This is a genomic window from Helicobacter sp. T3_23-1056, from assembly GCF_053654535.1.
On the sequence record NZ_JBSIUU010000002.1, the window covers coordinates 24,477 to 48,408 of the forward strand.

Consider the following 23,932-nt stretch of genomic DNA (forward strand, 5'->3'; position numbering starts at 1 on the left):
CTTCAAATGCGAAAATTTGGCACTATATCAATCAATTTTGCGAGTTTAATCACTTTATAAATTCGCCACTTGCTAATTTCAAGGGCGAGATTTATAACCTGCCATTTAATATGAATACCTTTGCGCAGATTTTTGGCAACGCTAGCACGACACAAGCACGCCACGAGAGAGAGAGAGAGATTTGCCCACGCGCTAGATTCTAGCTATTTGTATTCACCAAATGCGAATCAAAAATACCCCATTTCGTCATTGCGAGGCTTTGAAAAAGCCGAAGCAATCCACAAAAACACCACAAAGAAAATCATAGATTGCCACGAAAAATCTAGCGATTTTTCTCGCAATGACGGCGTGGATTGCCACGATTCTGCTACCGCAGAATCTCGCAATGACAGCGCAAATGTAGATTGCCACGAATCGCTACGCGATTCTCGCAATATCAAACAAACGCCACTAACTCCCAATTTCCTAACCCCCACCCTTGCAAAGCAAATCATCGATTCACAAAAAAGCGCGATAAAGCACACCCCACGCAATTTAGAAGAGCAAGCCATCTCGTTAGTTGGCAAAGACATTTACGAAAAGCTAATCAAAGGCTACACACAAAAGCAGTGGGGCAAACCCTGCACCAAACTCCCCGCAGACATTATCCGCCGAATCCCCGTGCGCTTTTCGTATGACAATAACTATTTTAGCGACCCATATCAAGGAATCCCAAAAGGTGGCTACACGCAAATTTTTGAGAAATTACTACAAAATTGCGAAGTGTGGCTAAACACGGATTTTTTAAGCGATAGGGCGCGACTATCAAAAATCGCAAAAAAGATTATTTTCACAGGGGCAATCGATAGCTATTTTGACTATATTTATGGTGCGTTAGAGTATCGAAGTTTGCGCTTTGAAGAGCGGATTTTGGAGTGTGAGAATTATCAAGGCGTGGCGGTTATGAATTTCACAGACAGCCAAACGCCTTATACGCGCATTATCGAGCATAAGCATTTTGAGTTTATAACTTCGCCACGCACGATTTTAAGCATAGAATATCCGCAAAATTGGGACATAGAAAAAGAGCCGTTTTATCCCATAAATGACTCCAAAAATAACGCCCTTTATGAAAAATACAAAGCCCTAGCGGACAAAGAGAAAAATCTAATCTTTGGCGGACGGCTTGGTGGCTATAAATATTATGATATGGACAAAGTCATAGAATCAGCGTTAAATCTAGTAGAAAGGGAGCTAAAATGAGCACAAATATGACCAAGACACACAAAGCCAAAATCTCCATCATTATCCCCACGCTAGATTCTGCGAAATATATCAAAGAGTGCGTGGATTCTGTGCTTTGCCAACGATTAAAAGACATTGAGATTCTCTGCATTGATGCAAATTCCACGGACGGCACATTAGAGATTTTGCAAGATTACGCAAAGCAAGATTCACGCTTGCAAGTCATATTAAGCGAGAAAAAGTCTTATGGCTACCAAATGAATCTAGGCATTGCAAAAGCAAAAGGCGAGTATATCGGCATAGTGGAGAGCGATGATTTCATAAAACCCCAAATGTATGAGACACTCTACAAAGTCGCAAAGCAGACAAATTGCGACATTATCAAAAGTGATATTTTATGCTTCCACACGCTAGATTCACAAAGCACAAAAAGTCGTAGATTTACCCACACGCCCATAGTCAAACACAAGCATTTTTATGGCAAAAAGTTAGATTTTGGCGCGGACTGCCAAAACCCAAAAATCATAAAGCAAAAAACCGCATTTATAAAATCCGCGTGGAAAATGAACCAAAGCTCCATTTTCAAACGCGACTTTTTAGCACGGCACAAAATCGCGTTTAACGAGAGCGCGGGAGCTAGCTACCAAGACACGGGATTTTCTTTTATCACCACGATTTTAGCAAAATCAATGTATTTGCTAAATGACGCATTTTACTGCTACCGCACGGACAATGAAAGCTCATCTAGCAATAGCAAGTCAAAAGTTTATTGCATTTGTGATGAATACGACTTTATCGAGGCATTTTTGAAGCGCGAAAATCTTTTTAGCGCGTATCAAGGGCTATTTTTCTACCTCAAATTTTGTGGCTACAAATGGAATGTCGAGCGAATCGCCACGCAATATAAGCTAGATTTTTTAGAGCGATTTAAGAGCGAATTTGCACCGCTAAGCAAAAAGCAAATCAAATCTAGTGGCTTTAAATGGCATCAACGGCGCAAACTAGCCAAAATCTTAGATTCGCCACAATCCTACTTTGCTGAAATCATAGAGCCAAAACCAAAAGGCATAGTTGCCAAAATCAAGCATTATTTCAAACATTACATAAAAAAGGAAGGTAAAAAATGACACCAAAAGTCTCAATCATAATCCCCTGCTACAATGTAGAGCGATATGTCCGCAAATGCGTCCAATCCGTGCTAAATCAAACCCTACGCGAAATCGAAATCATCATCATAAATGACGGGAGCACCGATGGCACGGGCAAAATCTTACGCGAATTTGCCGACAAAGATAAGCGAGTGATTTTAATCGAGCAAGAAAACGGTGGCTATGGCGTAGCGGTAAATAAAGGCATAGCAACAGCGCGTGGCGAATATATCGGCATAGTCGAATCTGATGACTTCATAAACCCCGCAATGTATGAAAAACTCTATGCAAAAGCAAAAGAGAGAGACGCACAAGTAGTGAAGTGTAATTTTTATATGTATGATTCTTATGCAAAAATCCAAAATGAAATCTACCAACTAAAAAAGCATAATTTAGACATTGCGCCAAATGGCGTTTTTAGCCCTATTGATTTTAAGGCGATTTTTTATCTCCACGCAAGTATTTGGGCGGGAATCTACAAGGCAGATTTTATCAAACAAATCAAAGTTTTAGAGACAGCGGGGGCAGCCTATCAAGATTTTCCTTTTGCGATGGAGATTTTGGCAAGGGCTAGTAAAATCGCTGTGGTAAAAGAGGCTTTTTATCACTATCGCACGGAGTTTGGGCAGGGCAACTCTATGCAGGTAAAGCCTAAAAAGCTAATGCGACATATTGATGCCACACTTCAAGCAAGAGATGCGCTAGCAAAATATTCTATGCTAGATAAAGTCAAAGAGGAATTTTTCTACAATGCTTCGCTTGGGAATTGTGCATTTTTCAAAAAGCAAAATGCTAAAAATCGCAAAATCTACGCGGATAAAATGCGCGAAGTTTTTGTGCTCTATGACAATCCACAATTCACACATTTTGAGCCAAAACTAAAAGAATGGACACAAACCATAATGAGTGGCAAGACACCAAAAATACCATTTAAAGAACTCCGCAGACGCGTATTTAGAATGCGTATCAAAAAAGGCGAGATTCACATAAAGCTAGGTAATTTTGAGTTTAAAAAATATTACAAAAAGGCATAAAATGACGGATTTTCAAACCCCTAAATTTTCTATAATTATCCCAATGTATAATGTAGAAAAGTTTGTCGCTCGTGCGATAGAGAGCGCGATAAATCAAAGCTATGAAAATATTGAAATCATTTGCGTTGATGATTGCGGAGGCGATAGAAGTGTGGAGATTGCCAAAGAGTTTACTTTGAGCGATAAGCGTGTGAAAACATTGCAAAATCCGCAAAATCTAGGCACTTTTGCCACGCGAAATAATGGCGCTATAAATGCAAGGGGTGAGTATTTGCTATTTTTAGATGGCGATGATTATCTGCACCCTGACACTTGCCAAAAATGCTATGAAGTTTTAGAAAATGCAAATAAAGAACAAATTGACTTTATAATGTTTAATTTATTTGGCGAATATGAAAAAGGCGAGGGGATAAAATTGCGCAAAGTTGTCCGTCAAACGAAAATTATTGACGACCATATTTTTGAATCGATATATTTTGGCAAAGATACAAATTTTTGTTTTTTGGTTATTAAGTGCATAAGGCGAGAAATATATCTAAAAGCCATAGATTTTGCTAATATCACAAGCAAAGTTACCGTAGCAGAGGATACGCTTATGTCTATGGCAATTTTAGGAGTTAGCAAGAAAATCGCGTTGCTTGATATTGGGCTATATTACTATTGGTATAATGCTGATTCGGCGACTCGTTCGCTTGACTTACATAAAATACAAACACGAATCAAAAATATATCTTTTGTCATTAAAAAACTAGCAGAATTTGCCACCAAAAAAGATAAAGAATATGAAGTTTTTGTGCAAGGCGTAAGCAAAACACTAGAAACTCATATCGCAAGTAATTATATAAGCGCATATCACAAGCGTATAGAAAATGGCTATCCAAAGTTTATAGCAAGGCTAATTTGGAGTCTGCAAAAAAGGCGATTTGGAGCACAGCAAAAAGAAAAAAATCTGCGTAAATTTATCAACGAAAATAAGGGAGTGTTTCAACATATTTAGGTATTTTTAATGCTCAATTCACCTTATAATATCAAACAAACAATCTTATGTTGTGGCTTGCAAGATGCAAATTTAAATATTGAGACCACAAAGAATATCAAAACTTTGCGACTCTTCATAAAAATTCTTTGTGCAAAATTTTTAAGCAAATTAGAATCTTAATCGCCAAAAAATACGAAAAAACTTCAAGAACACAAAGTGAGATAAAAAATAGGCAAAAACAACTTTTTGATATATGTTTGGTGCTAGGCAAGTGAGAGAAAAAAGAGGCAGAGTAGCTAGCAAAAACACCCGCGCATTTGTTTTCGCTAATCTAGGAAATATAAGCAGTGGTATGTCAAAACATAACTATTGCGTTTTATACCCAAGTAATAAAAATTATTCTACAAAAATATTTTTTAGGTGTATTGTCGTTATGTAATACGGTTATATAACTAAAATCTTTGACAAAATATGGTAAAATTTCCGCTTTCTAAATTGTTTTTAATGTTTGAAAAAAGTGAGGCAAGTGCGATATGACAAATGTTACTCGAATTAGACAGGCAGAAATCGACTTAATTGAGTTTTATATATCTGGCAGACTATCTAAGAATGATTTAGATTTACTCCATTTGATTTTTTCTCAAAATCCTACCCAAGAACAAGTTGATAAATTCTTGCCCACTTATGACATTGAAGTAGCTGGTAGTTACAAGGCATTGTTGTTGGCATATTTTGCAAAAATGCACCCTTATCTTAAATTTACCGCTTATGAAACACCGAGGCTAAAAGGCTTATTGAATTTTTATAGATTTCAAAATATGAAGTTAATTGCGGATTTTATCAAAATCGGTAAAGTTTTTCGAGACAACAATATTGAAATGATGGTTTTAAAAGGCTTTGCAATGAAGTGTTTAAGACCAGATTTGTCAAGAGCGATGGGCGATATAGATATTCTTACATTTGGGCAAGATTTTATCAAATCTTATGAGATTATCCAAAAAATGGGGTATAGAATGTCCTTAGAGCCACATTCTATCGATATACACGAGCCAGATTCAGAAGCGGGGGTTTTGGATATACATAGGTGGGTAAATATAGACAATGGTAGAGGAGAACGCTTAAACAAATATTTGCTAAAAAGAGCCAGACAAGGAAAAATAAATGGATTAGATATTTTAATCCCCAGCAATGAAGATTTGTTTTTTTTATCTCTTGTCAATCTCTCTAAAAATCTGCGAGATAACACAAGCAGGGCAAGCACTCTATATGCGCTATTTGACTGCAAATACTTATTAGAACAGCCAAATTTTGATTTTGACATAGTGTTTCAAAATGCCAAAATCACTAAAACAGAAGATTTTGTTGGTTTCGGGGCAAAATTTATCAATACCATTATCCCAGATTTGATTCCACAAGGATTTTATCAAGAGAGCATAACAAAATTCTGTATAAATATTTTATTTACTAGATATTTTCGCGCTTTACAAAAAGTAGTGCGCAAAATTAAATTTAGTTTTATCGCTCAGGGTAAAATATCATTATATTCTTATGCTAAAATAAAGCTATATTACAAGTTTTGCAAATACATAGCAAACAAAGATTTTATCAAAACAAAGGAATTTTTACTAAATCAACGAGAAAGGACGAAAAGGCGATGATTATCAAAAACCCTAGCCAAGAAAAGCTAAAAGAATGGATTGAGCGCATAAACAAGCACATTGAAGCGAATTTTTCGCTAGTTGAGACAAGATTTGTAGATTTGGGCACTAAAATCGTGCGAATACTTAACTACGCAAAAGATTTTACTCCGCTAATGCAAAAGCAACTCACTTACACGCTTAAAAATTCTAGCGAATTTAAAGGTTCTGCGCCAATTTATGACGCTACCATAGTGCTGTGGCAAGAAAACAATGTCAATGAATTTGCCAAAATGCTAGATAAAGAATTTGACCCAAAGAAAAATATGAGATTGCGCATAGATATGCTTTACTCAAATCAAAAACATATAATGGTATCGGCTTTTGATGATAGCTATTCGCATACGATTCCGCTTATGAATATACACGATGGCTTTGTCAATCTTTTTGATAAAAAGGCAAACACATACTTTTATGGAGCGCAAAATTTAGAGCCAGAAGAGTTTATCAAGCAAGGACATATCTTTGTCCAAATGTTTAACAAAATCCTACGCACTTCGACTTCAAACCTAGCGCACGGCGCAGTTGTCGGCATAGATGACAAAGGCATTTTGCTTTGTGCTAGAGGGCAACGGGGCAAATCCACGCTAGCGGTTTTATCTATGATGGAGGGCTTTGAGTATGTTTCAGATGATTATCTCACATTAGAAAAAGAAGGCGAATCTCTATACACACACCCCATATACTCGATAATCACACTCTCCCCAAGAATGTATAATGAGCTATATGAGAAACTAGAAGGCACTCGCTTTGTCTCAAATAACGCTAGAAAAGACAAATATGTCATCAATATTGCCAATTTTCACCCACAATTTCGGCGCAAATATCCCGTAGAAGTCTGCGTATTCCCTGAGATAGTTGCTGATTCAAAACCTTCGATTTGTCTATGCGATTCGCAAGAAAAAGGACGCGCTATTACCCAGCTTATCCAATCCACCGTATCCCAAGTGCAAGATATTAACGACCACACCACCATACTCAAACTCATCGATATGGTAAAAGATTTTGAATTTTACAAAATCAATCTTTGTAGCGACATAGCACAAAATACGCAGTGTTTGCGAGATTTTATCGCCCAATACAAACGCCAAAAGTCAAACATAAAGCTAGGAAAATGGCTCATAGATATTACTTTTGATATAGCAAATATTATCGATAGTGAGAATGGAATCATCTACACGATGAATCAAACTGCCACAAATATCTATGAAAATCTCATCAAAGGCGTATCAAAAGAAGCAATCATAAGCGCGATAGAATCTAAAATCGACACAAAGCACAATATCAAATGGCAAGTGGAAAAATTAGCCCACGAGTTGCGCTCAATTGGCTTACTTGATAGTAAAGCCACGCAAACAAGCCCAAATAACGAGCCAAATATCAAATTTGACTTTTTAACCGAAAATCACTATAATGCCTCTTTTTTAAAACACGAAAATCTTGGCACGATAGAGCTAATCGCTCCAAACGCCACAAATAAAGGAGAATCAAAATGAGCTATATGCTAAATGACGAAAAAATGTTTGCAGATGTAACCGATGGTATCGCTATCATCATCAACTCTGAAACAGGTATCTACTATGGGCTAAACGCCTTTGGCACACAAGTATATGAAAATCTAGTCGCAGGAGCAAGTGTAGCAAATATCCTAGAATCTGCCAAAAAAATCCCAAATATCCCCGCAGACTTTGAAAGCAATCTCAAAAAATTCGTAGATTCTATGCTAAGCTATGGTATTTTGGTAGAAACTAGCGCAGATTCGAGCGCAGAAGTCAAGCTAGATGAAGCTATCGCCAAAGAGGACAAATACGAGCTAGACTTAAAAGAATATGATGATGCGCAAGAGCTACTTTTGGCTGACCCTATCCACGAGGTAAAAGAGGACACAGGCTGGACACCAGAAAAAGACTCTATCGGCTATACCAAAGAGCAAACGGCAGAGCGCGAAAAGAAAATAGAAGAATAGTAAATATAAGCCAATCGTATTGTAGTGATATGATTAGCAAAATAAAATAAGATGCGATAAAATGGTAAGAGTCTCCGTCGTAATCCCCGTGTATAACACCGAAAAGTATTTACGCAAATGTTTGGATAGTGTTTGCGCTCAAACTTTGCAAGATATAGAAATCATTTGCGTAAATGATTGTTCGCCTGATGATTCACTACAAATCTTACAAGAATACGCTAAAAAAGATAGCCGAATCAAACTCATAAATTTCACGCAAAACAAAGGTGCAGCCATAGCGCGAAACACTGCCATAGATGAGGCAAAGGGCGAATACATAGGCTTTGTGGATAGTGATGATTATATCGACTTGGATTTTTATGAAAAGTTGTATAAAAAAGCCACAGAAAACAACGCAGATATTGCCAAATCAAATTTAGTTTGCGAAAATTATCCACAAATAAATCAAAATTTCATATACCACAATATCAAAGAGGTAGTAGAATACAATAAACTTACTTTAAAGCATATACCAACAACTATTATAAAAAAAAATCTTTTAGACAAAAATCAAGTATGTTTTCCAGTAGATTTAACAAACGCAGAGGATAGTGTCTTTGAAATTATGGTTGCAATGTATGCAAATAAAATAGTTGTTGTAGAAAATGTTTTTTATCATTATCAAATCAATATGTTTTCGTTAAATAATACTACGAAATATTCTTTAAAAAAAATAAAAAATGTTTTTTCTTCATTACAAAAAATCGTAGCTTTTTTAAATTTGCAAGATGTGCAGAAAGATGTTTATCAACGAATAATTACTGATAGATATGACACCATTTTTGATGTTCTAACTAAAAAATGTAACGACAATTTAGAAGCAGTAGATTGTTTTGAACAATTCACTTTTACTTTAAGACAACAGCTCAAATATCCATTATTGATTGATAAAACAAGTCAATTTAATTTTTTTAGAAAAATTGTCAAATCAAGAAAAGCTTCACATATTGCAAAAAATAATATAATCCCCAAAAAAATCTTTTATGTTTGGTTTGGCGACAAAAAATCAACTTTAGCAAACATTTGCATAGATAATTGGCAAGAGAAATTACAGGATTTTGAGATTATAGAGATAAATGAAGATTCTCCATATTTTGATTTTGCAAACGAATACAAAACTTGCAAATGGTTTAGAGAAGTCTATGACAGAAAACTTTGGGCTTTTGCGAGTGATTATGCTAGGGTAAAAGTGCTATATGAGTATGGTGGCGTGTATTTGGATACGGACATAACGATAAAAAAAGATTTCGCACCATTGCTTACACATAGCTTTTTTATAGGCGAAGAGGAAGTGGGAGTTTTAAACGCAGGAATCTTTGGGGCAATCCCTAAACACCCTTTTTTAAAAGCTATGTTAGATTTTTATCAAAAAGAAATATATAAAAGCCCGTTATACACGATTCCACGGATTCTTACCAAAATCTATGAGGACAATGACTTTGATGATGTATGCGTGTATCCACCTGAATTTTTCTATCCATTTCATTACAATGAGAGCTATTCGCCACAATATATCACACCAAATACTTATACGATTCATTGGTGGGGAGCTTCGTGGGTAAATTCTTCTAATTTGACTTTTTTGCGTTCAAAACATCTTCTTTCTGCTTTAAGGGAGCGAGTGGCAAAATGAATCCTAAAATCTCCATCATAATCCCCATCTATAATGTCGAGCGATACTTGCCAAAATGCCTAGATAGCGTTTGCAACCAAACTTACAAAGATTTAGAAATCATTTGCGTAAATGATTGTTCGCCTGATGATTCGCTAGAAATATGCCAAAGATACGCCACCAAAGACAGCCGAATCCGTATCGTAGATAGAGAGCAAAACGGCGGACTATCCGCCGCTAGAAACTCAGGGCTAGAAGTGGCAAGTGGAGAGTATGTTTATTTTATCGATAGCGATGATTGGATAGACTTGGACTATATAGAAAAAATGGTGGCGATGATACAAAAGCATAGCGTAGATATGGTTTGCAATGTCAATGTTTTCAAAGTAACTAGAAATGGTTTTATTGAGCATATTTGTCCGCATTCACAAAAAAAAGACCCTGAAGGAGAATTTGTTGATAAGATAACCGCTATAAACAACAATCAAACTATGATACCTTGTCATCTATATAGAAAACAATTTTTAGAAAAATACAAACTTCGTTTCTTGGAGGGTTATATACACGAAGATGAGATTTTTCATCATATAAGCAAGATACATTTGGATAAACTTTTTGTTTTCTATGGTCCAACATATTATTATTTACAAAGAAACGACTCTATAATGTCTAGTAGAAAAAACAAAATAGATGGGCATATCAAATTGCTTAGTTTTGTTTATAATTTTTATAAACAAAACAATCTTTTAAATAAAAATAATTCGATTAAGATATTTAGAGTCAATTATTTATCTAATATTAAAAACGAGCAAGAATTTTTGCTAATTAAAAATCATATAAATCTCATATCAAAAGACTTTGAAGAAGAAAGAATGGCTTCATCAGATTTTGAAAAGTTTATGGTTAAACATATTAAAAAAATTAATTCTTTTGATGAATGGAGAAAAGTTATAGGCAAAAACATATTTTTTACTTATATGACACGATATAGGATTACAAGAAGAAGACATTTAAAGGTATCGGTTATAATACCTGTTTATAATGTGGCAAAATATTTGCCAAAATGTCTTGATTATATTTGTGCGCAAACATTCGAAAATATAGAAATCATTTGTGTTAATGATTGTTCACCTGATAATTCCTTGGCGATTTTACAAGAATATGCCTCAATGGATAATCGTATAAGAATTATTAATAGAGAGCAAAACGGCGGACTATCCGCCGCTAGAAACTCAGGGCTAGAAGTGGCAAGTGGAGAGTATGTTTATTTTATCGATAGTGATGATTGGATAGATTTAGACTATATAGAAAAAATGGTAAGCGAAGCAGTAAAAAATGATGCAAAAGTCGTCCTAAACACTAATATGCTCACAGAAAACAATGGTAGAAAATTTAGATTTTCACAAGAATTGACAAAAAATAACATTTCTAATGTTTTTTTACCTGCTAATGAATGTATATGGAGTTTGATTTGGAGTGCTTGCGCGTATTTGTGGAAAAAATCATTTTTAGATAGTATAAACGCAAGATTTCCACAAGGATATGTCATAGAAGATATGTATTTTCAGGCGATAACTTTTGCACAATTAGACAAAGTCTATGTGATTGTTGGGGGGACATATCATTATGTGGCAAGGGATAATAGTATAGCGGGAAATTTTAAAGCAAATCTACTTTCGCATAACTATGCCTTGCTAAAAATTTTTCATAAAGTAGTAGATGATTTGGAGCAAAAAGATTTATTGAAAACTGCAAATATTAAGTTGTTTGTTTTGCTTCAGATTGGCGGTAATTTAGATAAAAAAATAGCATTTATCAAAGAACTAAAAAAATATTTTTTAAGAATCAAAGATAAAGTATTTGCAAATCGCAATTTATATACTGCAATAGAACTAAATTTTTTTAACGCTGTGCTAAATGATGATTATGAAGTTACATTGAAAAAAGTAGATATTGCTAGATTGAGAGCAAATTTAGCAAAAAGTTAAATCATTTGCACAATACAACGATTTGTATGGTAGTATGTCAAAAGCTATTGAATGCGATAAAAAGACAATATAAACAAATGAAAGCGTAATGAATTTAATCATAACAGACAGGAGACTCAAATGACACAACAATGCTATACACTAAACAATGGAGTGCAAATACCAAAAATAGGTTTTGGAACAGACTATATAAAAGGGCAGGCGTGTATAGACGCTGTAACAAAAGCGATAGAAGTAGGATATAGACTTATCGACACGGCTCGAATCTATGGCAACGAAAAAGAAATTGGCATAGCGGTAAAAAAGTGCATAGAAAGAGGCATTATCAAACGAAGCGATATACTTATACAAACGAAATGCCACTGGTTTAATGTTGGCTATGAACAAGTTTTAGATTCATACAATCAGAGTCAAAAAGAACTTGGTTTGGATATTGACATATACGCACTTCATCACTCTTATTTGGATAGTTTTAGTTGGCAATCAGATATCGTTTCATCTTGGAGGGCAATTGAATATTTATACAAAACAAACAAACTAAAAATAATTGGTGTTTGTAATTTTACATTTCGAGACTTAGTGCTCTTAACTGGAAGCGCGGTAATCCAACCTGCTTTTAATCAAATAGAAGTTCATCCTCAACATCAACAAAGTGATTTGGTTAAACTTTGTAAGAGTAGAAACATATTTATACAATCTTGGGCTGCAATAAACAAAGGCAAAATCTTTGAAATAGAAACCATAAAGCCCCTTTGCAAAAAACACAATAAAACAGCGGGGCAAATTGCTCTTGCTTGGAATATCAAAAAAGGCTATGCACCACTTGTGCGTTCAGCAAACCCTAAACATATAGAAGAAAATTTTGATGTTTTTGATATTCAATTATCAAACGAAGACATTAAATCGTTAGATTCTCTTAATGGCGGAGATTTTTCTGGATATGATATGGACGCAATTATACCTATTGGACAAATACCAGTTCATAGGTTTTTTGATTGGTTTGGAATAAAAACTCCGCATATAACAAGATACAAAATTTTTGGTTTGACCATAGCAAAAAGCATCCAAAAAAATAAATTAAGGACTAAATATTATATATTTGGACTACCCATAATTGAGAGATTGTTAAGTGGGGGGGGAATGAATAATTCCAGCTTCCACAAATATCAAAAGGTAGCGTAATTATGGATTGTATGAAGTTGGTTAATGGTGTCAATATCCCAAACATTGGGATTGGTTCGAGCGCACAAGATATGCAACTATGTATTTATAGTGCCATTAAGTATGGATTTAAATTTTTTGATACTGCATATATGTATCTATCAGAGGCAAAATTAGGCAGTGCTATCAAGCAATGTATGAATGAGGGCATTATAAAACGACAAGATTTGTTTATACAGTCAAAAGCCCCACATACAAAAGCGGGATATAGTGCCACGCTCAAAGGATTTGATGAGTCTATCAATAAAATACAAACTGATTATTTGGACAGCTATCTTATCCATTATCCGCAAAGAGATAAGTCAAATTGGCAAGATTTATTGCTTGATACTTGGTATGCTATGGAAAAACTATACGAACAAGGCAAAATAAGAGCAATAGGTGTAAGCAATTTTTTGCCTCATCATTTGGATTTTTTGCTTAAAAACGCAACGGTTTATCCAATGATAAACCAAATAGAACTCCATCCACAGCATACTCAAAGTCAAGCACTTGAATTTTGCAAGGCGCACAATATTCAAATTCAAGCGTGGGGACCGCTTGGATGCGGACGGAGCTATTACTCACCTTTTATAAAATCACTTGCTAACAAATACAATACAAGCATTATGAATTTGGTTTTAAACTTTCATAAAAAACAAGGTATTATACCTATTATGGGTGTGCGTGATGAGTTTGAATTGCAAGAGATAAAAAACTATGAAGATATTCAATTTGATGAGTATGATTTTGACAAGCTTTTTATGCTCAACGAGAACTATACAAAATGTCATAACGACTCAATGTTGGTGGACTGGGAAAATGCCATACCAACAGCAGTAAAAACCGTAAATATTGATGATTTTGTGCCAAATGAGAGAGTTATAAAACTATTTGGATTTTTACCTTTACTAAAAATTCGTAATGAATCTAAGCATAAAACAAAATATTATTTTCTAAACATACCTGTCGCTAAAACAAAATATAAATATATTAGCTTAAAACAAAGGGCTTTGAAGAAAATGCCAAAGCAAAAATATACAATAGAATGTGTTTTTAATTATAATGATGAATTTTTAGAATGCCCTGTTTGGGATAAAGAAAATGAACTTATTTATTGTGTCTCTTCCTATAAAAACAAAGTCTATCAAATCAACCCAAAAACCAAAGAATATCTAGTGATACCTACTTCTAATGGTGTAGTGGGTTGCATTGACATTGATAAAAATGGGTGTTTAATCGTAGCTGAAGATAGTGGCATATATAAAATAGATATAAAAAATAATACACGCACATTTTTGATTCAGCTAAAACCTGAAATGAAATATAATTTTGGACAAGGGCATTTCAATTATAATGATGGCAAATTAGATGCAAAAGGGCGTTTTATCGTTGGGACAGCTGGTCCATATAACAACAACAAATTATATTCCTATGACGGCAATTCATACAAGGTATTAGAACATAACATTACTATTTCTAATGGCATAGCTTTTTCAAAAGATAATACCAAAATGTATTATACAGATTCATCGACACAAAAGGTGGGATTATATAATTACAATCTTGAGACGGGCGATGCTATATTTGAACGATATGTTATCGATTTTGATGGCAATACTCCTGATGGAATGTGTATTGATATAGACGACAATCTATGGGTTGCCGAATTTGATGGCAAAAAGGTTTCTAAATGGGATACAAAAACATTTAAAGAGATAGAGCAAATCCACTTTCCTGCGAAATGCACTTCTGTTTGTGTTGGTGGCAAAGATATGGATTATCTATATGTTACCACTTTTAAGGACGAGCACTCTGCTATCGGGGGGGGGCTTTATAGAGTCAAAATCCGCAGTGGCATAAATAAATAAAAACTATGATATAATTCACTAATATAGCGGATTTATACAAAAATAAACCTACTTTGATAGTATTAAGGAGCAAAAATGATAAATCTTATACCCAAAGAAGCGATTGAAAAGCATCGCAAAAACAAAAATATGTTTTTTTGTCCATATTGTAATCGAATGACAATTTCTCCCAAAAATATCAAAGCTGGGATAAAAATGTGCGCTATATGCGCTTCATTTGAGAGACAAAGATTTTTATATTTTGTATATGAAAATCTTTTTTTAAATACGGATAAACCTTTAAAGATATTGCATTTTGCGCCTGAAAAGTGTATATATGACAGAATATCTAAAAATCCCAATTTAGCTTATACCGCTTGTGATTTAGAACCCAAAAACTACCCATATATCAAAAATATCGACAAGCAAGATGGTTGCAATCTCACTTATGAAAATAATTCATTTGACATTATTATTCATAATCATATATTAGAGCATGTGCCTAATCCCATAAAATTATTGCAAGAAAATTTAAGGATATTAAAGCAAGATGGCATAATTATAGCCTCGATTCCGTATTATCCAAATGACTTGTGCGATGAATCCAAGACGACAGATGAGGATAGAATCAAATATTACGGACAAGCTGACCATTTGCGTAAATTTGGAAAAGATTTTTTAGATATTTATAGCAAATCTTTTAATATAAAAATGATTGATTCTGCTACTTATGGGGGGGGGGATTGACTAATGATGAGCTGGAAACTATCGAAGCAAAATGCACCAGCCAAGATGATTTTTATTTTGTTGTAACCAAATAGTAATAAGGACTAGCACAATGAACGAAAACCTAATCTCCGTCATCATCCCTTGTCAAAATGGGATAAATTATTTAAAAGAGGCTATTGATAGCGTGAAACGGCAAGAAATGAATACCGAAATAATAGTCATAGATGATGGCTCTACTGATGGCACTGCACATCTTGCCAAGCAATGTGGGGCTAGAGTGTATAGCATAGCACATTCTGGCTTGTCTGTTGCGCGAAATGTAGGGCTTAAAAATGCCAAAGGTGGCTTTATATTATTCCTTGACCACGATGATGTGATGAATGATAATGCACTAAAAACGCTCTATGATGAACTAGTAAGCGATGATGCGCTTGACTATACACAGGGTAAATTGGTGGATTTTATCTCGCCTGAATTGCCGCAAGATGAAAAAGCAAAATTAAAACCACGAAAAGAGCCTTATGGTGGGGTTTTGCCAGGTGCTTTTTTGTTTAGAAAATCCATATTTGAAGCAATAGGCGGATTTGATGAATCTCTGCAAACAGGTCAGGGGGTGGATTTTTTACTAAGATGCGATAATGCTAATGGGGGGGGGGATTTAAGACTAAAAAGCTTGATTTTATCACAACGATGCGCCGACTCCACACCACAAATATGGGCAGGACAATGCAAAGCCAAGAAAACAAAGACTACTCCGCAATCCTCCGCGCAAAACTCTTGGCAAAAAAGTCAAAATAATCCCCTCATATCCATAATAATCCCCGTAAAAAACGGGGCAAACTACATAAAAGAAGCCATAGATTCGATAAAAAATCAAAATGTAGTGACACAAATCATCGTAGTAGATGACGGCTCTACGGACAATACAGCTGATATAGCCCAAAATTTAGGCTGTATAGTTATCAAACACGAGCGCAACAAAGGGCAAGTCATAGCAAAAAACACCGCATTAAAATATATAGATAGCAATGGTGGTGGTGAATTTGTGATGTTTTGCGACCACGATGATTTGCTTACGCCAAATACCTTGCAGACAATGTTAAAAGAATTTGAAATCGATAGTGAGCTAATGGCTGTGATGACAAAAACAAAAGATTTTATCTCACCCGAAATCCCGACAATCGAAAAACAAAAAATTATCATAAAACCAGAGCCATATTTTGGGTGTCTCGGCTCTTGCGCACTTATCAAAAAACAAGTTTTTGAGATAATAGGACTATTTGATGAATCTATAATGGCTGGTGAAATCATCGATTGGCAGTCAAAAATGGATAGCCATAATCTCAAAATAAAAAAGTTAGATTTTGTCTCTGCGCTTCGCAGGATTCACCTTACAAACTTTGGCAAGACGCATAAGCAAAAAGAGTTTAAAGACTATGCCGCATTGCTAAAAAATAGAATTAAAAGCAAAGCAAATTCTACTAATGCTGATATTATTGGGGGGGGGGGAATAGATACTATCTAATCTCTCGCTTTGTGCTACACTTCCGCACTGCTTCTTTTTCTCGCGCCCACATCAGCAATAGTGAGCATAACAATAATGTAAAAAATCTTACCAAAAATCTAAATGACCCATTTAGCATAGTCCAAAAGGTTGAAAAATGCTATGGCAAAAAAATGATTCCTTTGCAAGAAATCTATACAAAAGATGAATTAGCCCAGCTTGACAAAGTCAAAGGATTTGAAAAATCTATCAAAAAGGGAGAAAACTATTTTTACTACAAACATTTTAAATTGCCTATAAATCTCTTTGAATCTTCGGTATTTTACTACAAGCACGGCATTGATACGCTAAAATCTAAAAGCGCATTACAAAATAAAGCCATAATCGATGTCGGCTGTCATATCGCTGATAGTGTGATAGTGTTTCGGGCAGAGTTTCCAAACAATCCTATTTATTCTTTTGAGCCTTCTAAAATCAACTATGAAATGGCTTTGCAAACTATCAAGCTAAACAATACACAAAATGTTAAGATAGAAAATCTAGGGCTTGGAGACAAAGAATGTGAGCTAAAAATCCAATCTAGCGATAATCTTTTGAAAAGTTGCGAAAATACTATCTGCCAAAATGGCAATGAGATAGTCCAAATAATAACTTTGGATAAATATGTAGCGCAAAATAATATACAAGTAGGGCTCATCAAAGTAGATATTGAGGGATTTGAGCAAAACTTCTTAAAAGGTGCAGAGCAAACAATAAAATCACAACGCCCTATTTTGCTTATTAGCATTTATCATAATTATGATGATTTTTACAAAATCAAGCCAATGATTGAGGGCTGGAATTTGGGCTATGATTTTAGCTTATTTCAAGGTGTGCAAAATAGTGGTTCCATAGTGGTCGAAACTTTGCTAGTATGTGAGACAAGATAGACAATTAACAAATATTTTGTTATAATTTTTGGCTTTTGTGGCAACAACTAAAATTTTAAGGATAAAGCTATGGAAAAACTAATGGCGCAATACAACATAGATGATGTATTTTTCAAGCGATACATACAAGAAAATGCGAGACAAAGGCTTGGAATGGAGATGCATAAATTTTTGTTTTTTAAAGAGGGTAGATTCATCAACCCTATGAAAAAAAATGAAATTTTGCAAAGCTATTGCAAGGAAGAATGTGATAATTTCTACAATAAAGGGATTTTAAATATCCCACAAGTGGAATTTTGCATCACTACAAAATGCACACTAAAATGCAAAGATTGTTGTGCTTTGATACCTTCATTTAATTCATCTTGTCATATAGATATGTCTTTTGAGGATTTTAAGCTATATTTAGACAAACTTCTTGACAATAATGTGGGGGGGGGGGGGGAATGTGAATCTAATCCGCCATTTTGTCATACTAGGCGGTGAAACACTACTAAATCCACATTTACCACAAATGATAGACTATGCTTGTAAGCAAGAAAAAATCTTTATCGTGCAAGTGATAAGCAATGGCACGATGAGGCTAAAAGATGAATTACTACAATCTCTAAAAGCAAATAATAAAAAATGCTATGTTTCTTTGAGTGATTATTCGATAAACGAAAATCTAAAAAAGATACTCAAATATGATGAGATAAAAGAGACACTAAAACAAAATGACATAAAGTTTCAAATGGCTGAAAACAAAGAATGGGTAAGCGAAAAAGGCTTTGCCAAACAAAAAAGTAGCAATGAAGCAACAAGACACAAGATAAAAGAGTGTTTTCGCTCACAATGCAACTGCGTGATGAATGGTAAGCTAGATATTTGCTCAAAAAGTGCTGGGGCTAGAGAGTTAGGGCTTTTTGATTTTAGAGACTTTGTCGATATAGTAAATTCTACGAATCTAAAAGAGGATTTGATAAAGTTTTATAAAAACGATATTTATGATGCGTGTGGGCATTGTATTTTGTCTGATGAGAAAATACAGGCTGCGATTCAAAAAAATGATTATATTGCGGAAATGCAAAATTAGATTTAAGAAAATTTTAATAAAAAAAGTAATACAATTAGTTCATTTTGTTTTTTATGTAAAATTTTTGGAGTTATCGCAATGAATAATATTCCGAGCAAATTAGGGGTTTCTCCTCTGCTGACATCTGGCATCAATGTAAAATTTGAGAAAAATGACCAATTATATGCCATATTTAGTGTTATATACCAACACATCAAAGAGATAGGTTCTTTTGTAAGTCGAGATTTGCCAATATCACAAATACCGCTAGATATTAGAGAGCAAGACCCTATTTTGAAATTTGCTCCGCAATTTATGCTAATTAGTAATGATAAAAAATATAATATACAAATAGGGCATAGGGTTTTATCTATAGTCTATGACAAGGCATATGGTTATAAATATGAGGGTTGGGATTCCTATTTCAAATCAGAGATAGAATCTGTTTTAAAATTTGTTCAAAAGTTACAGATAATCAATAATATTGTTGCTGTTGAATATAAAAATGTTAATTTTTTTGAAAAAGAAAATATTTTTGATAATATCAATATATCAGTCTGTTATTCTGATGCTTCACAACCCATTAAAAGTAATTTACTTGTTTTTAGGGAACAAGATAAAGATTTTGAAAATCAAGCAACCTTAAACAATAATGGGAATGCTTTTATAGATAATGCTTTGCATAATGGTTCTATATTAGAAATATCGACATCCCTACAAGTTAAAGATTTTATGCAAATAATTGATAATATTGATTTGATACACACAATCAATAAGAATTTGTTTTTCAAAATCTTAAAAAAAGGATATGTTGATGAACAACTCAAACCAGAATATTAGTTTTTGTCTAGCAACTTCGCATTTGTTGCTATTTTTACTTAATGGTTATCCTATACTAGAGGATACATACCAAATAGATAAATATGACAATAGTAGCTTTTGTCAATTTTCTTCCGATTTTATTCAAAATAGCAGTATTGAGCATCATACAAATCAAAATCTTTACGATGCTATGGTTAAGGTTGCTAACACCCTAACCAATGACTCTATTCAATTAGATGGAGAAATAGCAAAAATACTGAATGATAATTTTGTGGATTTATGGTAAATTATGACACTTACATCAGAAAATTATATTGAAAAATTTTTGCCTCAATATTTAAATGATAACTATAAGGAAATGTTGGCTAGTAATCTAGCTAATTTTCCAAATAATATGGACAAAATTTATATGAATAAGCAAGATTATCTTAATAATCAAGATAGTATTTTGCAATCTGATATATTTGAATATAAAGATGAAAGTTTAAATAAGCCAAAAAGAGTTTTAGTTATTTCAAACACTTGTGATAATAGTGGGGACAATAAAAGAGATTTTCCGTTAAATATCGCTTGTGTTCCATTAATAAAATTTCAAAAATTACTGAATTGTTTAAGGAAAAATCAAAAAAAAGAAGATGAAATAATCGATTTTGAAAAGAAAGTTAAATCTCAAAAATATTCAAATTTATTGTTTTTCCCAAAAATAAATAACAATGACGATGATTATATAGCCTGTTTTGACAAACCTTTTAGCGAAGAAAGGGAACAATTTAATAAAAAATCAAACAAACTAATGTCTTTAAGTAACTACGGCTTCTATATTTTTTTACTTAAACTTTCAATTCACTTCACTAGAATACTAGAAAAAATTAATAGAGGATAGTATTTATAAGAACAAATAAACTATAAGGAGTAAAATTATGAATATGCAAGATAAGATTTTCACATTTTGGGCTGATAAAGACAAAATGCCCGAGTATATCAAAATGTGCATTGAAAGCTGGAAAAAGCACTTGCCAGACTATGAGATTGTCATTTTGGAGTATTCAAATTTAGATGAATATATAGGCAAAGATTTTTATGAAAAGATTTTGTTTGAAAAATTTACCATTTTTCAGCAAACTTGCGCGTTTCGAGCTGCTGTGCTTGAAAAGCACGGAGGGATTTGGCTAGATGCTTCTACTATCGTTACAAACCCAAATATAGATAATCTTTTTGATGATAGAGCCGAGCTAAATATATTTGAGTATAGGATAGCTTGTATAAAAGCCAAACAACACGCCAAAATCTTAAAAAAATGGATTCGTGGGATTAGATTTAATCTTTTTAAATATAAGCATTTATTTGACTTTTATTTCAAATACTTTCCTTACCAAACGCGCGATATGCTTGATTGGGACTATCTTAGCAATAGGATTCTAAGAAAACTACTCAAAACAAAAAACAAAAAATTGCTAAACAATGCAAATATAGCAGATTCAAAAACCCACCCTGATATTTTGTGGGATAGACAATGCAATCGCAGAAAATTTGAAAAATATCCCAGCGAAGGATTTAATCATTTTTATATCAAAAATGATTTTAGCGACTACGCAAAAGCAAATAATAATGGACTAATCATCTTAAATCACTCTTGGATGCCTAGAAAATACGCCACTTTCACAAGAGATGAGATTTTGCGACAAAATAATACTTTGTCAAAATTATTATCTGAAAATATATAAGGAGCAGATTTGGACGCAGTAAGCACACAGCAAAATCGAAGCAAAAGGATTTTTACCTTTTGGGAACCAGCCCAAAATATGCCACCTTATATCAAACTTTGTATAGAAACTTGGCGCAAATTTTTGCCCGAATATGAAATCGTCATTGTGGATTATTCTACGCTTGATAGATGGCTTGGAATGGGATTTTTTGATGAGATTTTGTATAGCGATTTTTCTTTGCCAAAACAAGCCGATGCGATAAGGTGCGCTCTTTTGCACCGATATGGTGGGATTTGGCTAGATTCGGATACTATTATTACTTCAAATGATATAAGAAAGATTTTAGAGATTCAAGCAGAAGTTGTTATGATTGAATCGCATTTGGCATTTATCAAAGCAACTATTGAGGGGGGGGGGGGGGAATTACATACTAAAATCTTGGCTTAGAGACATTAAAATCGCATTAAAGATTCATAGGCTAAAAATAACAAAATTTCACAAAATTTTATGGCGTTTAGCAAATCGTAAAAAACACCGCATAGCAAAAAAACTTGGGCAGTGGGATTATATCGGCAATGGCTTATTAAATAGATATTTGAAAACAAAAAATGGATATGTAAAAATAAATCGAGATAAAATCAACGCTTTGCCAGAGAATAAACATCTTGGTGATTCACAGGATTTAGTTAAAAATTATCAACATTTTTATTTTGAAAATGATTTTTCGCTAGAAGTGATGAATGAGACAAAAGGCATAATCCTGCTACATAATTCTTTGACTCCACAAAAATTTCTCACAATGAGCGAAAAAGAATTTTTAGAACAAGACAATACACTTGCAAACATTTTGAAAATCATCTTAAACAAGGATTAAAAATGGACTTTATAACAATAAAACCAAATGACAAATGCTTAGTTTTAGCCCCACACGCAGATGATGAGAGTATAGGTTGCGGTGGATTATTGCTAAAATATCCAAATAATTTTGAAGTCATAGTTTTAACAGATGGTGGCAAGGGGGGGGGCAAAAATGATAGTGAAGAATCTATCGTTGCGACAAGGCTTAAAGAGTTGCAAGAAACGATGACTTTTGCCAAAATAAAAATCTATCGCAATTTGATGATAAAAGATAGAGGGGTGCATAAGAATTTAGACAAAATTGATACTTTAAATTTAAAGCAATATGATTATGTTTTTGTGCCAAATGGATATGAGATGCACATAGACCATCACCCTATTTTATCGCGCGTAAAACGGATTTTGAGATTTTGGCAAAAGACAAAGATAATTGCCTATGAAGTGTGGTCGCCATTGCCAAATCCAAACTTGTATTTAGATATTAGTGATATTGTAGAAAAAAAGCGTGAGTTAATTTCGCATTATAAAAGCCAAATAAAATACAACGACTATGCAAACAAAGCCATATCGCTAAATCATTATCGAGGCTTACGCGTTGGATTAGAATATGCAGAAGCATTTTTGATAGAGCAAACTTTTGCGCAAAAGTTTGGATTTGCGATTGTAAAGACTGAAAATAGAATATTTGTGAGATTTCTTGGAATTAAGATTAGGGTAAAGAAGTTTAGCGCAACTTTACCCGTAAGTTAAATTTTACTCCCAATCCAAATAAATATTTGTGATATTTTTATCCACGATTTGTGCCTTTAATGCGGAGATTTTCGCATTTGGATTGTCAAACAATCGCTCGTGCGTTTCTACCATAATATACTCGACATTTTTATATAAATCCTGCGCGATAAACGCCTCCAACACTTCAAATTCTGCACCCTCAATATCTAACTTGATAAAGTGAATCTTGCCGTGCTTTGCGACAATCTCACGCACAAACGCACAAAAATCAATCATTTCTACTTCATAACCACTACTCTCTTGTGTCTCTTCGCAATAATTTGTCCCAAACTCAACAATACTTGCACCTTGGCTCACCATATCATCAATCAAATTGTAAAAAATCGTTTTGGCATTTTTAGTAGAAATCGCAGATTCGCTCAAAATAAAGCGCGGATTATTTTGATAGAGATTGCGCAAAAACGCACAAAGATAGACATTTGGCTCAAAGGCATAGACAACTCCGCCACACGCAAGGGCAATGTCGCTAAAAACGCCATTATGACAACCGCCATCGATAAAAATTAGCGATTCGCCATTTTGGGAGCGCAAATAAAAATCATAGAAAATTTTGTGGTATTTATAGGCAATATGGGCTCGGCTTAATAAGAATCTAAACGCATAGAAACTTTGATTAGAATCTAATCTGTGATTTTTTTTCATTACATCATAAAATATATTTAAGTCTTGTTTTGAAATAGTTTGATTGAATCTACTCTCAACAAAATTAGCAAATTTTATGCTTTTCACATATTCAAAAATTTTCTTATTGCAAAAGAAAATCTCGCGCTTACCATTACTATGATTGACTTTTTTAAACAT

General features: G+C 33.9%; 24 protein-coding genes and 1 pseudogene. 24 read left to right on the forward strand and 1 reads right to left on the reverse strand.

Annotated features, from left to right (window positions below; genetic code table 11):
* Positions 1-26 precede the first annotated feature (26 nt).
* The 24 genes and pseudogenes from ACWIUO_RS01230 to ACWIUO_RS01345 all read left to right on the forward strand — a co-directional run.
* A pseudogene (locus tag ACWIUO_RS01230) lies at positions 27-137 on the forward strand (UDP-galactopyranose mutase); the annotation flags it as partial.
* Positions 133-1,242, forward strand: a complete 1,110-nt coding sequence (locus tag ACWIUO_RS01235; RefSeq protein ID WP_454176133.1) for a UDP-galactopyranose/dTDP-fucopyranose mutase family protein — start codon at positions 133-135, stop codon at positions 1,240-1,242. The pseudogene ACWIUO_RS01230 and the gene ACWIUO_RS01235, both read left to right, overlap by 5 nt.
* Entirely contained in the window at positions 1,239-2,351 is a 1,113-nt protein-coding gene (locus ACWIUO_RS01240; protein ID WP_454176134.1) for a glycosyltransferase family 2 protein, read from the forward strand. Before ACWIUO_RS01235 ends, ACWIUO_RS01240 begins: the two co-directional genes overlap by 4 nt.
* Entirely contained in the window at positions 2,348-3,406 is a 1,059-nt protein-coding gene (locus tag ACWIUO_RS01245) for a glycosyltransferase (protein WP_454176135.1), read from the forward strand. Before ACWIUO_RS01240 ends, ACWIUO_RS01245 begins: the two co-directional genes overlap by 4 nt.
* A gap of 1 nt (position 3,407) precedes the next feature.
* Positions 3,408-4,403, forward strand: a complete 996-nt coding sequence (locus ACWIUO_RS01250) for a glycosyltransferase family 2 protein (RefSeq protein ID WP_454176136.1) — start codon at positions 3,408-3,410, stop codon at positions 4,401-4,403.
* Positions 4,404-4,918: 515 nt separating this feature from the next.
* Complete coding sequence (locus ACWIUO_RS01255) at positions 4,919-6,043, forward strand: nucleotidyltransferase family protein (RefSeq protein WP_454176137.1); 1,125 nt, start codon at positions 4,919-4,921, stop codon at positions 6,041-6,043.
* Positions 6,040-7,578, forward strand: coding sequence for a hypothetical protein (locus ACWIUO_RS01260; RefSeq protein ID WP_454176138.1), 1,539 nt, complete (start codon positions 6,040-6,042; stop codon positions 7,576-7,578). Before ACWIUO_RS01255 ends, ACWIUO_RS01260 begins: the two co-directional genes overlap by 4 nt.
* Positions 7,575-8,048, forward strand: a complete 474-nt coding sequence (locus ACWIUO_RS01265; protein ID WP_454176139.1) for a hypothetical protein — start codon at positions 7,575-7,577, stop codon at positions 8,046-8,048. The genes ACWIUO_RS01260 and ACWIUO_RS01265 overlap by 4 nt, the downstream gene beginning before the upstream one ends.
* Positions 8,049-8,109: 61 nt before the next feature.
* A complete protein-coding gene (locus ACWIUO_RS01270) occupies positions 8,110-9,720 on the forward strand; it encodes a glycosyltransferase (protein ID WP_454176140.1) in 1,611 nt (536 codons plus the stop codon).
* Positions 9,717-11,687 carry a glycosyltransferase family 2 protein gene (locus ACWIUO_RS01275; protein ID WP_454176141.1) on the forward strand — a complete coding sequence of 657 codons (1,971 nt, stop codon included), beginning with the start codon at positions 9,717-9,719 and terminating at the stop codon, positions 11,685-11,687. Before ACWIUO_RS01270 ends, ACWIUO_RS01275 begins: the two co-directional genes overlap by 4 nt.
* Positions 11,688-11,807: 120 nt before the next feature.
* Positions 11,808-12,869, forward strand: a complete 1,062-nt coding sequence (locus ACWIUO_RS01280) for an aldo/keto reductase (RefSeq protein WP_454176142.1) — start codon at positions 11,808-11,810, stop codon at positions 12,867-12,869.
* A 2-nt stretch (positions 12,870-12,871) separates the two neighbouring features.
* Complete coding sequence (locus tag ACWIUO_RS01285; RefSeq protein WP_454176143.1) at positions 12,872-14,758, forward strand: aldo/keto reductase; 1,887 nt, start codon at positions 12,872-12,874, stop codon at positions 14,756-14,758.
* A 75-nt stretch (positions 14,759-14,833) separates the two neighbouring features.
* Entirely contained in the window at positions 14,834-15,484 is a 651-nt protein-coding gene (locus ACWIUO_RS01290) for a methyltransferase domain-containing protein (RefSeq protein WP_454176144.1), read from the forward strand.
* 91 nt (positions 15,485-15,575) lie between these two features.
* The gene (locus tag ACWIUO_RS01295; protein WP_454176145.1) at positions 15,576-16,991 is read left to right on the forward strand and encodes a glycosyltransferase family 2 protein; all 1,416 of its coding nucleotides are present in this window, start codon (positions 15,576-15,578) and stop codon (positions 16,989-16,991) included.
* A gap of 11 nt (positions 16,992-17,002) precedes the next feature.
* Complete coding sequence (locus tag ACWIUO_RS01300) at positions 17,003-17,899, forward strand: FkbM family methyltransferase (protein ID WP_454176146.1); 897 nt, start codon at positions 17,003-17,005, stop codon at positions 17,897-17,899.
* 69 nt (positions 17,900-17,968) lie between these two features.
* Positions 17,969-18,385, forward strand: a complete 417-nt coding sequence (locus tag ACWIUO_RS01305) for a hypothetical protein (RefSeq protein ID WP_454176147.1) — start codon at positions 17,969-17,971, stop codon at positions 18,383-18,385.
* On the forward strand, positions 18,348-18,974 hold the full coding sequence (locus ACWIUO_RS01310) for a hypothetical protein (protein WP_454176148.1): 627 nt from the start codon (positions 18,348-18,350) through the stop codon (positions 18,972-18,974). The genes ACWIUO_RS01305 and ACWIUO_RS01310 overlap by 38 nt, the downstream gene beginning before the upstream one ends.
* Before the next feature lie 78 nt (positions 18,975-19,052).
* Complete coding sequence (locus tag ACWIUO_RS01315; protein WP_454176149.1) at positions 19,053-19,793, forward strand: TIGR04255 family protein; 741 nt, start codon at positions 19,053-19,055, stop codon at positions 19,791-19,793.
* Complete coding sequence (locus ACWIUO_RS01320) at positions 19,768-20,061, forward strand: hypothetical protein (protein WP_454176150.1); 294 nt, start codon at positions 19,768-19,770, stop codon at positions 20,059-20,061. Before ACWIUO_RS01315 ends, ACWIUO_RS01320 begins: the two co-directional genes overlap by 26 nt.
* Positions 20,062-20,064: 3 nt before the next feature.
* Entirely contained in the window at positions 20,065-20,658 is a 594-nt protein-coding gene (locus tag ACWIUO_RS01325; protein ID WP_454176151.1) for a hypothetical protein, read from the forward strand.
* Positions 20,659-20,695: 37 nt separating this feature from the next.
* A complete protein-coding gene (locus tag ACWIUO_RS01330; RefSeq protein ID WP_454176152.1) occupies positions 20,696-21,499 on the forward strand; it encodes a capsular polysaccharide synthesis protein in 804 nt (267 codons plus the stop codon).
* Between the two features lie 9 nt (positions 21,500-21,508).
* Positions 21,509-21,928 carry a capsular polysaccharide synthesis protein gene (locus ACWIUO_RS01335; RefSeq protein ID WP_454176153.1) on the forward strand — a complete coding sequence of 140 codons (420 nt, stop codon included), beginning with the start codon at positions 21,509-21,511 and terminating at the stop codon, positions 21,926-21,928.
* A complete protein-coding gene (locus ACWIUO_RS01340; protein WP_454176154.1) occupies positions 21,885-22,355 on the forward strand; it encodes a hypothetical protein in 471 nt (156 codons plus the stop codon). The genes ACWIUO_RS01335 and ACWIUO_RS01340 overlap by 44 nt, the downstream gene beginning before the upstream one ends.
* Positions 22,356-22,357: 2 nt before the next feature.
* A complete protein-coding gene (locus ACWIUO_RS01345; RefSeq protein WP_454176155.1) occupies positions 22,358-23,089 on the forward strand; it encodes a PIG-L deacetylase family protein in 732 nt (243 codons plus the stop codon).
* A 3-nt stretch (positions 23,090-23,092) separates the two neighbouring features.
* Here ACWIUO_RS01345 and ACWIUO_RS01350 read toward each other — a convergent pair whose 3' ends face one another.
* The gene (locus tag ACWIUO_RS01350) at positions 23,093-23,932 is read right to left on the reverse strand and encodes an FkbM family methyltransferase (RefSeq protein ID WP_454176156.1); all 840 of its coding nucleotides are present in this window, start codon (positions 23,930-23,932) and stop codon (positions 23,093-23,095) included.